14 protein-coding genes are annotated in these 12,535 nt (G+C 37.4%); 12 read left to right on the top strand and 2 right to left on the bottom strand.

Annotated elements, in window-relative coordinates; genetic code table 11:
• The 9 genes from U3A58_RS18725 (at position 1) to U3A58_RS18765 (ending at position 8,739) form a co-directional block, all read left to right on the top strand.
• Positions 1 to 885 carry a glycosyltransferase gene (locus U3A58_RS18725; RefSeq protein ID WP_323825927.1) on the top strand — a complete coding sequence of 295 codons (885 nt, stop codon included), beginning with the start codon at positions 1 to 3 and terminating at the stop codon, positions 883 to 885.
• 42 nt (positions 886 to 927) lie between these two features.
• The gene (locus U3A58_RS18730; protein ID WP_323825928.1) at positions 928 to 1,629 is read left to right on the top strand and encodes an acylneuraminate cytidylyltransferase family protein; all 702 of its coding nucleotides are present in this window, start codon (positions 928 to 930) and stop codon (positions 1,627 to 1,629) included.
• Positions 1,607 to 2,248, top strand: coding sequence for an HAD family hydrolase (locus U3A58_RS18735; RefSeq protein WP_323825929.1), 642 nt, complete (start codon positions 1,607 to 1,609; stop codon positions 2,246 to 2,248). Before U3A58_RS18730 ends, U3A58_RS18735 begins: the two co-directional genes overlap by 23 nt.
• The gene (locus tag U3A58_RS18740) at positions 2,245 to 2,979 is read left to right on the top strand and encodes a glycosyltransferase family 29 protein (RefSeq protein WP_323825930.1); all 735 of its coding nucleotides are present in this window, start codon (positions 2,245 to 2,247) and stop codon (positions 2,977 to 2,979) included. The genes U3A58_RS18735 and U3A58_RS18740 overlap by 4 nt, the downstream gene beginning before the upstream one ends.
• On the top strand, positions 2,972 to 4,228 hold the full coding sequence (locus tag U3A58_RS18745; RefSeq protein ID WP_323825931.1) for a DUF6056 family protein: 1,257 nt from the start codon (positions 2,972 to 2,974) through the stop codon (positions 4,226 to 4,228). Before U3A58_RS18740 ends, U3A58_RS18745 begins: the two co-directional genes overlap by 8 nt.
• Entirely contained in the window at positions 4,221 to 5,384 is a 1,164-nt protein-coding gene (locus U3A58_RS18750) for a glycosyltransferase family 4 protein (protein ID WP_323825932.1), read from the top strand. Before U3A58_RS18745 ends, U3A58_RS18750 begins: the two co-directional genes overlap by 8 nt.
• A complete protein-coding gene (locus U3A58_RS18755) occupies positions 5,371 to 6,510 on the top strand; it encodes a glycosyltransferase family 4 protein (protein ID WP_323825933.1) in 1,140 nt (379 codons plus the stop codon). Before U3A58_RS18750 ends, U3A58_RS18755 begins: the two co-directional genes overlap by 14 nt.
• Before the next feature lie 321 nt (positions 6,511 to 6,831).
• The gene (locus U3A58_RS18760) at positions 6,832 to 7,389 is read left to right on the top strand and encodes a transposase (protein ID WP_323825934.1); all 558 of its coding nucleotides are present in this window, start codon (positions 6,832 to 6,834) and stop codon (positions 7,387 to 7,389) included.
• A gap of 234 nt (positions 7,390 to 7,623) precedes the next feature.
• Positions 7,624 to 8,739 carry a glycosyltransferase family 4 protein gene (locus U3A58_RS18765; RefSeq protein WP_323825935.1) on the top strand — a complete coding sequence of 372 codons (1,116 nt, stop codon included), beginning with the start codon at positions 7,624 to 7,626 and terminating at the stop codon, positions 8,737 to 8,739.
• Positions 8,740 to 8,753: 14 nt separating this feature from the next.
• Here U3A58_RS18765 and U3A58_RS18770 read toward each other — a convergent pair whose 3' ends face one another.
• Positions 8,754 to 8,951: a hypothetical protein gene (locus U3A58_RS18770; protein ID WP_323825936.1), complete on the bottom strand. Its 198-nt coding sequence runs from the start codon at positions 8,949 to 8,951 to the stop codon at positions 8,754 to 8,756.
• 36 nt (positions 8,952 to 8,987) lie between these two features.
• Here U3A58_RS18770 and U3A58_RS18775 point away from each other — a divergent pair, with 36 nt between their 5' ends.
• Complete coding sequence (locus U3A58_RS18775) at positions 8,988 to 10,262, top strand: glycosyltransferase (RefSeq protein ID WP_323825937.1); 1,275 nt, start codon at positions 8,988 to 8,990, stop codon at positions 10,260 to 10,262.
• Positions 10,263 to 10,569: 307 nt separating this feature from the next.
• Positions 10,570 to 10,962: a four helix bundle protein gene (locus U3A58_RS18780; protein ID WP_323825938.1), complete on the top strand. Its 393-nt coding sequence runs from the start codon at positions 10,570 to 10,572 to the stop codon at positions 10,960 to 10,962.
• On the opposite strand, the gene U3A58_RS18785 is transcribed toward U3A58_RS18780, so the two are convergent.
• Positions 10,940 to 11,113, bottom strand: a complete 174-nt coding sequence (locus U3A58_RS18785; protein ID WP_323825939.1) for a hypothetical protein — start codon at positions 11,111 to 11,113, stop codon at positions 10,940 to 10,942. The genes U3A58_RS18780 and U3A58_RS18785 overlap by 23 nt on opposite strands.
• Positions 11,114 to 11,133: 20 nt before the next feature.
• Here U3A58_RS18785 and U3A58_RS18790 point away from each other — a divergent pair, with 20 nt between their 5' ends.
• Positions 11,134 to 12,351, top strand: a complete 1,218-nt coding sequence (locus U3A58_RS18790; protein WP_323825940.1) for a hypothetical protein — start codon at positions 11,134 to 11,136, stop codon at positions 12,349 to 12,351.
• The last annotated feature ends 184 nt before the right edge of the window (positions 12,352 to 12,535 follow it).

Genomic DNA, 12,535 nt, shown 5'->3' on the forward strand with positions numbered 1-12,535 from the left:
ATGAGATTTTCGGCTTTTCTGATCACCTATGAAAGAACAATATATATTAACGATACAATATCTTCGATTTTATCTCAATCCTTGGTTCCTATAAAGATTCTTGTTCTGGATAATAGTTTTTCCAAAGGCATAATGAACGCTTTGCTAGAACCAAGTAAAATTGATTATTGTCGTATTGGCAAAAATCTTGGCCCAGCTGGGGCAGCCAAAATTGGGTTAGAAAAATTAACTGATGAAGGATTTGATTGGATCTATTGGGGAGATGATGATGATCCACCTTCTGATCCAAAGACTTTCGAAAGATTGCTAGAAATAGCCTCTCAAAATCCTACTGCAGGAATTATAGGAAAAGTAGGTGGGAGGTTTATTCCATCTCGTGCCCGAACTCGTGTGTTTTCTAATAATGAGCTCAAACCTATTACTGAAGCGGATTATGTAACAGGTGGGAAGCAAATGATTGTTTCTGCTAGGCTTGTAAAGGCGGGAGTACTTCCAAATCCGGAATTGTTTTTTGGTTTTGAAGAATTGGACTTTTGTCTGAGAGCCAAAGATGCTGGTTTTTCTGTACTGATAGATGGAGCAGGGATCTTACAAGCCAGAAATCAACGTGGAAATACAAATCCAGATTACCGCTGGAAAGGTAAATCTTACGGTCGGACAGATCAATTGAATAGGCAATATTACAGTCTTCGTAACCTACTTTTTATCCTTAGTTCAAGAAGAGAATGGATCGGCTATGTGTTTTTATTGACTAAAACCTTGTTGAAAATGCTAGTTTCATTTCGCTACGGTTTCCAGTATGGCTCTAAGTTTTCTAAATCCCAATTTCTCGCATTATCCCATGAGCGTAGCGGGAGAATGGGGCAGTATGTAGTGTTTCCCTGACTGGAAGTAATATCTTAATCTTAAATAACCCAAGTATAATTAATGGATAATGAAAAAGTAAGCTTCTTCCTTCCTGTCCGCAAGGGAAGTCAACGTGTAATCAATAAGAGTACTCGTCAATTTGCAGATTTTCCTGGCGGGCTTTTGGAGCTTAAAATCAGACAGTTACTTCAAAGTATGCGATTGGATGAAATAGTTCTTTCTACCAATGATGAGGAAGCTATCCGAATAGCTCGAGAAATAGAGGATCCTCAGCAAAAGCTTCGTGTGGAGCCAAGGCCTGATCATCTATGTTTGGATACTACCGCTTTATCTGACTTGATCCGATATGTACCAAGCATTATTCAAAGTAAGCACATACTTTGGGGTCACGTCACTACTCCCTTTGTACAAGGTGATGATTATGATCTGGTGGTGGAGCAGTATTGGAATGACCTAGAAAATGGGTATGACTCCCTATTATCAGTATCTGCTTTTCAAAACTTTCTGTTGAATTCAGAAGGGAGGGTGTTTAATTCTGATTCCAAAGAATTTAAATGGCCTCGCACTCAGGATTTGCCCACATTGTATGAAGTGAATCACGCCGTGTTTCTGGCACCAAGAGAGACCTATATAAAGCAGAATAACAGGCTGGGCACTAATCCTGCCTTGTATAAAATGGATAAAATCAAATCCTGGGACATAGACTGGGAGGATGATTTCACTATGGCAGAAGCGATTTATGAAAAGCTTAGAAAATTATAAAGTTCTTCTTTGGGATTTTGATGGAGTGATAATGGACTCCATGCCTGTGCGCGAACATGGTTTTAGAAAAGTGCTTGAAAAATATCCGGAAGATGAAGTAGAATTGCTAATCCATTTCCACAGAAAGAATGGTGGCTGGTCTAGGTATATAAAGTTCAGGTACTTCTTTGAAGAAATCCGCAAAGAATCTATTACGGATGAACACATTGTAGCATTGAGCCAAAAATTTAGCTTAATTATGCGTGAACTTTTACTCTCCAAAGAATTACTGATTAAAGACTCATTGGCATATATCGAAGCAAATTACCAAGATCAAATGATGCATGTCGTATCAGGGTCAGATGGTGAGGAGCTTAGGTTCCTTTGTCAGCAGTTAGGTCTTTCCAAATACTTTATTTCTATCCATGGTTCACCAACTCCGAAAGGTGAATTGATAAAAAACCTGTTAGCATCGGAGCAATACTCCAAGATGGACGTGTTGATGATAGGAGACGCGTACAATGACAGAGACGCTGCATTTGCCAATGAGATTGCATTTGCTGGATATAATAATGAGAATCTTAGGTCAAATGACTATTTGTATGTGGATTCATTTTTCAATTTAATCCATAGTTCTTGAGAAAGGCAATTAGCTATATCAAGGGGTTAAACCTTTTGGTAAGGCATTTTCGGGCATTTGATTTTTCCATATTAAAAGGAAAGAGAATTGCTCTGGTGGGACCGGCTGACTCTGCTTACAACACTGATAAAGGAGAATATATAGATGGATTTGACTTTGTGGTTCGGGTCAATAGAGCGCCTTACATAGTTGCTTCTGGAAAGCATATGAAGGATATTGGCAGCAGAACTGATATTTTATATCATAGTTTCTTTGAGAATGATGAATCAGGAGGAGGAGTCTTAGATCTTGAAATGTATAAGAAACAGGGGTTAAAATACCTGATTAATCCGAGAAATTCTAAGTTAGGCTACCAAACTTCTTTGGTTTTTTATAGAAAATATAATTTACGTCAAGATGTGTTTACGTTGGATTCTAGATTGCATAAGACTATTTGTAAACCATTGGGCAAGTCAAGGCCTACGATAGGCTATATGGCATTGATGAGCCTTTTGATGGCAGATTTTTCGGAACTTTATATTACAGGATTCACTTTTTACAGAACTGATTTTGGAGCTGGTTATCGTGACCACATCAAGGATAAAGATGACGCAAAGACATTTATCAATAAAATGGGGATTCATGAGATTGAAAAGGAATATTGTTTATTTAAGAAAGAAGTTGATTTAATCAGAAGTAAAAATAGAATTGTTTTAGATAGTGTACTAAGTTCAATACTTGAAAATGAGTAAAGTTAAATTTGATTATATTATATTTATTTTAAGCCTTTTAGGTATTGCTGTTACATTTTGGATTGCGTCATTAGGATGGCTAATCAATGATGATTTTCTATTTATTACAAATATCCGAAAAACGGGAATTATTTCATTTATTCTAGATTTTTATAATAATTGGGATGGGAGACAGCTATCCTTTCCAGGCTATATACAAGCAGTATTCCATAAGTATAGTGTTCCAAGTATCTCTTTTGTTTTTTATTTGATTTTCTTTTATTTTTTTTCGTATAGATTTTTTTCTCTAATTTTTGACTTGAATATAAAATTTTTAATTACGATATGTTTTTGTTTTTTATTTTCATTATTTCCATTTTTAAAGCACATTGTATTTTGGCAAACTGGAGGGATATATGTTCTTTTTCTTTTACAAGGGTTGTTTATTGTAGAATTATATTTGTATGATTATATTAAGAATAAATGGTTACTTCTTTTGATAATTATATTATTATCTATAAATTCTCAAAATGTAATTATACCGATAGGTATCTTTTTAATTATTTCAACCTTTTATAAGTTACATGAGGATAAAAATGTACTATCTAGGGACTATTTGTTTTTTTTAGGATTAGCGCTTGGACAACTTATCGTTACAGTAGCTCCAGGAAATTTTATAAGGATACAAAATCAAGCAGACGCGCAATCTTTATATGAATCAATTAAGTTTTTACCAAGATTATATGTCATGATGTTTGCATATGCAAAATATCCTATTTTTATTTCGTTCTTAATATTTTTATATTTGGGAAAATTTGTCACATGTTCGATAAAAAAACTATATAGGTTAATTTTTCTATTCACATTTTTAGCCTTTTCTTCCATTTTATTGTTTGCTAAATTCCCAGGCATAGCTTATCCAAGAACTCTGTTTATGTTCCCTTTACTATCTTTTCCATTGGGGGCTTTTATTGGTGTTTTATTTTCTAAAATAGTTAATCTATTATTATCAAAAATAGTTTTAGTTGTAGTTAATATATTAATCTTATGTTTTTTTTTAAATCAATTTTTTTTAGTAAAAGATTGTTCAGATCGGATTTCACTTAGGACTGAATTTCTAACAAATCATCAGGGGTCTAAAAATAATGTTATCTATGAAAATATTAGATGTGAAAAGGTTATTCTTCTTACTTATCCTTCGCAAAGTCAAGAGTGGCAACCATATTTAGAAAAATATTACAACATAAGTAATTTAATTTTTAGTGAATAAATTAAATATCATATATTATTCTTTAGTTAGGTACTCTGAACATGGAGGAAGTGTTCACGCTAATCAGTTTCTTACTTATGCTTCCGCTCACCCAGGCGTAGATAAAATACACCTTTTCCCAAATCAGCCCTACAAAAGTTCATCAGCAAAAGTCAAAAAGCTGACATGGATTAAATCATTCCGGGTCTTTTTGATTCCTCGGTTCTTGAGAAGAAATAGACATTTCTTGAATAATTTGATTTCCTTCATTGAGTTAGAAAAGCCAGATGTATTGATCATGAGGCCTGATCATAATTTCTTACAGCTAAAGAAATTAAGAAGACTGTTTCCGGATTTGTTATTGGTTGCGGAGATTAATTCCTCTTCTTTTGATGAAAGCTATTCCACGATTCCTTTAAAGTCATTTTTTAAAAAACTAGAACGCGAAACCTACAGGATTTGTGATTTGAATTGTTTTGTGACCAAAGAACTTAGGAATAGCATAATGGCTGAAAAATTTGATTCCAAAAGAGATTTGGTGATTCATAATGGAACAAATCCTGATAAATTCAATACTCGAAGGAATGAGTTCAATTATCGTAAAAAGGTAGGTATAGCTGACGAATCAATTGTCATTGGCTATATGGGCACCTTGGATATGCATAAGAAGATGTATTTACTGATTGAGACATTTGCTAGATTAACAACTAAATTTCCAAATTTGGTTTTACTTATTGTCGGAGATGGACCAGATAGGGAATCTATAGAAAAGCAAAATAAGGTGTTAGGTATTACTTCTAGCGTAATAATTACAGGTTGGGTGGATTATGCTATTATAGAGGAATATCTATTTGCAATGGATATCGCGGTACATCATCACTCCAATTCCTATTGCTGTCCATTGAAGATTTTTGATTATATGGCAGCGGGATTACCAACTATTGGCCCTAATATACCATTTATCCAAGAGCAGTTTCAGGATGAAGTTCATTTGGTAAAAACCCTACCCACCGTGGATAGCATATTTGATTCTATATTGGGTTTTTTGGAGAATCCCGATTGGGCAAGTAAAATAGCAAGTCAGGGGCAGGAATTTGTCATCAACAACTTTACTTGGGCGAAAAGTGCAAATCACATTATTGATCAAATCGTATTGAAATTGGATGAAAAAAATTAGGGTAGGGACCATCGGATTAAGTTACAATCATCGAAAGAACTTTTATGGTCTTGTACCTAAGAAAGTATCCTACTTTAAGGCTTTAGACTTGATCTCTCCCTATAGAGTGATGATGCGTTCTCATATTTTAAAAAAACTGCTGGCACACCCAGTAATGAAGAATATTCACTTTGCACCCTTACAGCGGAAAGTAGATATATTCCATTTTTTCAATGCCTTATCTCTTTCAAAAACTCCTTGGATTACCACTTTTGAAACTTCATTACCTCGCTGGGGCATGGATAAGTTTGGGCTGAATGCGATTGCTTCAGAGTCATGCAAAGGGATTGTGGCCATGAGTAACTGTGCCAGGGAGATCATGCTAAGAAAAGTATCCATAGATTATCCTGAACACTTAGAAAAAATTTCTTCAAAGCTTACAGTTATCCACCCTTCTCAGAATCCTGCTATTGATTACTGGGATGAAAAAGCATTGAATTTGGAAGGGAAATTGGTTTTTACCGTGATAGGGAATGATTTTTTCAGAAAGGGAGGAGCAGAGATAGTACGCGTATTTGAACGATTGTTTGAAGAGGGAGCTAATGTTGAGGTAAGAATCATAAGTAATCTCAAGTTCGGTGATTATGCTTCTCAGGCTTCTCAAACTGATAAGGATTGGGTAACGAAATTAATTTCAACATATCCAGATCAAATTTCTCATTATCAAAATATTCCAAACACAGAAGTCCTTGCCCTATTGAAATCTACCCATGTAGGCTTGCTACCAACATATGCAGACACCTATGGCTATTCAGTATTGGAGTACCAATCAATGGCCTGTCCTGTAATCAGCACTAATATACGAGCCCTATCAGAGATCAATTCCATTGAAAGAGGCTGGGTAATTGAAGTTCCAAAAGATGAATTTGGAGAGGGTTTGTATAGAAATAAAGAAGAGAGAGAAGTGCTTTCAAAAATTATAGAAAAAGAATTGGAAAAGACAGTTAGGGAAATCCTAACTAACCCATCCTTAATTTCTCAGAAGGGACAGAAAGCCCTGGTAGGACTAAAGGAAAAGAACGATCCAGAAATGAACGCTGAAAGTTACTTTCAATTGTATCAGAAAGCTTTGGGACGGCATGATTAACGTCATTGGTAGGATTGAATCAGAAGTTTACCTATCTCCATGGTCTGTATCCCCACAGACCATTCAAAAACTAATTTCACCCAGTCTGTGTCCATCACCCAAGGTCTGTGTCCCCACAGACCATTTATATCAACCTACGTCTATGTATTCACAGACCATTAAATTCTAACGTTCTTTACCTTAGTCCCGATCTTCGCAGACTCTTCTAATAACTAAACGTCCACCATGGTCTGTGTCCTCACAGACCATTTAATACTTTTAACCGTCCCCATGGTCTTTACTCACAGACCATTTAACAATCATTTTAACCAATTTTTTCATATGCATCTAAACGATACAAACACTCGCAATTCCAACATGGAATACGATCAGGTCTATTTTTGGACCGATACAATCAAAGGTTGGAAGAAACTTTTCACTAATGATCTTTACAAACAAATCATCCTCGACTCTTTCGGAGAGTTGGTCTCAAGGGAGATGGTTAAGATTTACGCCTTTGTCATTATGCCAAACCACCTTCACGTCATTTGGGAAATGAAGGAACCCAATGGTAAGGAAATGCCTCATGCCAGTTTCAATAAATTCACCAGCCATAGTATAGCAAAGGATTTGAAATCGAAAGATCCAATCCTGCTTTCAAACTTTTTGGTGGATGAACCTGATAGGAAATTAAGGATTTGGCAGCGTGATCCTTTGGCAGTTTTGATGGACACAAAAAAGAAAGCAGAACAAAAAATTGACTACCTCCATCTTAATCCATTGCAAAGTCATTGGAACTTGGCCAATCGTCCTGAGGACTATAAATGGTCGTCTGCTGCGTTTTATGAAATTGGTGTGGATGAGTTTGAGTTTTTGACAGATTATCGAGATAGATTTTGAGTGGTCTGTGAGGACACAGGCCACGGTTGAGGAAAGGTTTTAAGTGGTCTGTGAGGACACAAACCACGGGAAAACACAGATAACGGGAAGACACAAACCACGGGAAGACACAAACTAGGGGCGAAGAAGTATGAAACTGTATTATTAAAAGTTATTAAAAGGATTGGGAATTGGCTTCCAAAATGACAGAATACCTTCAGGTATGGAAATTTAATTAATAAGTTCAAACTCAAAATGAAAATCATTCAACTTATTCAAAAACCTCAGAGACGGGGAGCAGAAATTTTCGCTGCCCAACTGAGTGAGCAACTTAGGCTCTATGGAAATGACGTGTTGCTGGTAAGTATATTTGCAGGAGAAGCTGAATTACCTTTTTCAGGAGAATTTACAAAAATGAATAGACCGATATCCAATCGGTTTTTTGATTTAAAAGGTTGGAGTTTCTTTGCCAAAATTGTACAAGAGTTTAATCCTGATATCATTCAGGCAAATGCCGCCGATACATTGAAGTTTTCAGTCTTTTCCAAAAGGCTATTTGGATGGAAATCCCCCATAATCTATAGAAACGCCAATCAGATGGGGGATTTTATTCGCAATAGGTTTCATCAAAGATTCAATCAATTTCTTATCAATCAGGTATCTGGGGTTGTATCTGTCTCGAAAGCTTCGAGGATAGATTTTCATTACACCTTTATTTTTCCAGAAAGAAAGTCTGTTACCATCCCAATAGGAATAGATACCAATACGATTGACGGAGATTTAAAAGAGAATTTGGAAGTCTCACTTCCTAAAGAATTTTTACTACAGATCGGAGGCTTGGTAGAGGAAAAAGACCCGCGGGGAATGCTTCAGATTTATATACAACTACTTAAGAAATACCCTGAGCTACATTTGGTTTTTATAGGATCTGGATCATTACGGGCTGCTTTAGAGCAGGAAATAGAGGAAAATGGTTTAAAAGATTTAGTGAATTTAATTGCTAACAAACCAAATATCTTCCCCATTCTTACCAAAGCCAAAGCATTAGTCATGCCCTCAAAAATCGAGGGACTTCCAGGCGTAATTTTGGAGGCGATGTACTGCAAGGTGCCGGTGATAGCTTACGGAGTAGGAGGTATTCCAGAAGTAGTAATTTCCGATAAAACTGGTTTTTGTGTTGAAACAGCAGATCAAGAGGCATTTCAAAAAGCAATAGAAGAAGTATTGAATCTCCCGGAGGATGCCTTAGAAAAAATAACTATTACTGCCAGGGAACTGGTTTTAAAAGACTATCAAATTGATCAAATTGCGAAGGAATTCGACGAGTTTTATTGTAGCATCATTGCGAACGCTCAAACAAAAAATAATTGATAGCTGAGACCTAATCAGCGTATAGCAATGACGGTTCCAATCTCCAATCTCCAATCTCTAATCTCCAACCTCCAATCTCCAATCTCCAATCTCCAATTTCCAATCTCCAATTTCCAATCTCCAATTTCCAATCTCCAATCTCCAATCTCCAATCTCCAATCTCCCAATCTCCCAATCTCCCAATCTCCAATCTCTAATCTCCAATCTCCCAATCTCCCAATCTCTAATCTCTAATCTCTACCCCCCCCTTGCCCACCAAAATCAGAATCCTCCACTTAATCAAATCCCTCGGTCGTGGAGGGGCAGAGAAGTTGATACCTGAAACTGCCCTGGTTCATGATAAGGCGCGCTTTGAGTTTCATTGCCTGTATTTTTACCATCAAAAAAGCAACATAGTAGATGAGCTGGAAGCAGCTGGAATTCAGGTGCATTTTATTCCTTCGAGTAACTTAGGGCTGTTTTTTCATGTGAATAAAGTTCGGGCATTTGCTAAGAAATTGGGAATAGATATTATCCATGCACATCTACCCTGGGCGGGGATTATGTCTAGGTTTGTGGGAAATGAACTGAATATCCCCATCGTCTATACTGAGCATAATACCTGGGAACGGTACAATAAGGTGTCCTATTGGGGAAATAGAATGACTTTTAAAAAGCAGGATGTAGCCATTGCCGTCTCAAATGAAGTTGCACTCTCTATGCAGCTTAATTCCATGATAGATCCCTATCAGCGTGGCGGAAGAATGAAGATTAAGGTCATTCAGAATGGAGTGAATACAGATGTTTTTCGTCGTTTAACGTCATTGCGAGCGGATGAAAGGAGCGAAGCAATCTCAACAATTGGAATAGAGAGTGAGAGAGAAGAGAGTGGGAGAGAAGAGAATCTCCAATCTCCAATCTCCAATCTCCAATCTCCAATCTCCAATCTCCCAATCACTCAATCTCCCAATCTCCCAAACTCCAATCTCAACCTCCCCCCATCTTCAAAAATAATAGGCATCGTCGCCGTATTCCGTGACCAGAAGCGATTATGGATTTGGATAGATCTGGCATTGAAAATCCTACAAAAATGTCCCGAAACCCATTTTCTATTAGTAGGTGATGGGGAATGGCGATCTCGTCTGGAGAAGCAAATTGAGGAATCAGGCAAGGCTGCCCATTTTCATTTGGTAGGAGTTCAGAAGCAGGTGGTTCCTTACCTATCTATCATGGATATTTACTTGAGCACCTCTGAGTTTGAGGGTTTACCCATCGCCATGTTGGAAGCCATGGCCTGCGAAGTGCCTGTAGTAGCTACCCGTGCAGGAGGCATAGGAGAGGTAGTACAACACGGCGTACAGGGCTTTTTATCCGAAATTGATGAATACGAGGAATTGCCTGCTTACTGTGTTCAGTTGCTTGGCGACCCAACCCTCCATTCCCAGATGGCCGCCGCCGCCAGAGAAAGAGTAGTAAAGCAGTTTAGTATGAAAAGGATGGTGAAGGAATTGGAAGAAGTCTATGAGATGGTTTTGAGAGAGTGAGAGAGGAGAGATTTAGAGAGTGAGAGAGGAGAGATTGTGAGAATAAGAGAATAATCTCCAATCTCCTAATCTCCCAATCACCCAATCTCCAATCTCCAATCTCCAATCTCCTAATCACCCAATCACCCAATCTCCTAATCACCCAATCTCCTAATCACCCAATCTCCAATCACCCAATCTCCTAATCTCCTAATCTCCAATCACCAATCCCCCAATCTCTCAATCCCCCATTTTCTAAAAAACCAAACTCTATTTAATTCAGATTTATTATTTTAGGATATTAAGTTCACTTTTATTAGCTGCAACCATGGAACGATCCGAGACTTTTGAAAATCTTAAATGTTGGCAATTAGCCTATGAGTTAAAAAAGAGTATTAAAAAGGAAGTTGTATGTACCTTTCCTTCAAGTGAAAAATATGAGTTGAGATCCCAGCTTGTAAGAGTTGCCAGATCGGCAACTGCAAATATTGCTGAAGGGTGGGGTAGATTCCATTATTTGGATAGTAATAAATTCTACTATAATTCCAGAGGATCAATTTCTGAGGTTTTAGATCATTTAATTGAGGCCAGAGATGAAGAATACATTTCCGATGATGTTTATTTGAAAATCAGAGTAATGATAATAGAGTCCCTAAAAGTGTTGAATGGCTTCATTTTCTACCTGAAAAGAGAGCATGTTAAAAACTCCCGAAAGGTGTGAAATCTCTAATCTCCAATCTCCAATCTCCAATCTCCCAATCTCCCAATCTCCAATCTCCAATCTCCAATCTCTTTATCTCCAATCTCCAATCTCCAACCTCTTTATCTCCCAATCTCCCAATCTCTTTATCTCCCAATCTCTTTATCTCCAATCTCCAATCTCTAATATAAATTGCTCAGCGCTGTAATCCTCATACTCATCCTCTTCGGCATCAGCCAACCCATACTCAGCAATCTACAGCGAGAGCATAAATGGGTGAAGGCTGGTATGCTTAACCAAATGTTCTGGTATCATATGTTCTTTGGACTGGTGTATTGGATCTATGGACTGTTTAATCGCTCTGATTCTTGGGTATATTTTCTTGAAACTAAACGATATGTAGAGTGGTTTAATGCATTTGAAGCGGGCACCAACTTTATTAAATGGTTGTCTTTTCCATTTGTAAACTGGTTTGGTTTTAATTATGATATGATGATGTTCCTGAGCTGCTGGGTGGGTTTCTGGGGCTTTGTCTATTTTTATCTCTTTTTTAAAGAAAACCTTCGGTTCAACCCAAAGTTCGAAGGATGGGATGCCATTACCGTGTTTATGTTTCTCCCAAATATGCACTTCTGGACAGCTTCTTTGGGTAAAGGGGCTGTGATTTTTGCAGGGATAGGCTTTTTGGTTTATGGTCTATCCTGGCCTGCCAAGCGAATTCTCCATATCGCAATCGGTAGTTTTTTAACTTATATGGTTAGACCCCATATTCTCTTCGCCATTTTGATAGGCATGGGAGTGGGATTTGTATTAGGGAGAGAAAAAGTACCGATTTTTCAAAAATACCTAGTTGTGTTTTTTGCCATAGCCATGAGCATCTATGTATATGAAGATTTGATTACTTATTTAGGCTATGATCCAAATAACCTGATGGATAGCTTTGAGGAAGAATCCGCATTAAATCGGGGGAGATTGCAATCTTCTGGTTCGGGAGTTGATATGGGTTCCTATAGTATGCCTATGAAGTTATTTACTTTTTGGTTTAGACCCCTTTTTATTGATTCTCCGAATTTATTGGGTATAGCGATTTCCTTTGAGAATGCGCTCTACATCTATATGTTTAGCAAGGTTATTCGTAAGGATTTTATCACCTATATCAAGGTAGCACCGGCCATGGTGAAGATGTCCGCAGTGGTATTTCTTTCTATCTCTGTCTCCATGACCTTCGTGATGTCCAATCTGGGCATTATCATCCGGCAGAAGTCCCAGATTATGTACTTTATGCTCTTTGTAGTAGTAGCCTTTATGGACTGGCAAAAAACGAATCGAGTTAAAAAACGCGGTGAAATCTATAATAGAATTGTGGAGGAAGAACGAAAGAATCTGGAGCTGGCGGAGACTGAGAAGTAGAGAAAAGAGAATAAGAGAAAAGAGAATAAGAGAAAAGAGAATAAGAGAAAAGAGAGTACGCGAGGGAGTGTTAGCTAAACTCTGTCCTTCCCTTCCCTTGGGGTACCCCAAGGGAAGGGAACTAATTAATTAATTTTCCGTAGTGATGTCCAGCTTCAGCCTTCCCTCAAATTTAATGGCCAGC

It is taken from the genome of Algoriphagus persicinus (assembly GCF_035156415.1).
Classification (GTDB): domain Bacteria; phylum Bacteroidota; class Bacteroidia; order Cytophagales; family Cyclobacteriaceae; genus Algoriphagus; species Algoriphagus persicinus.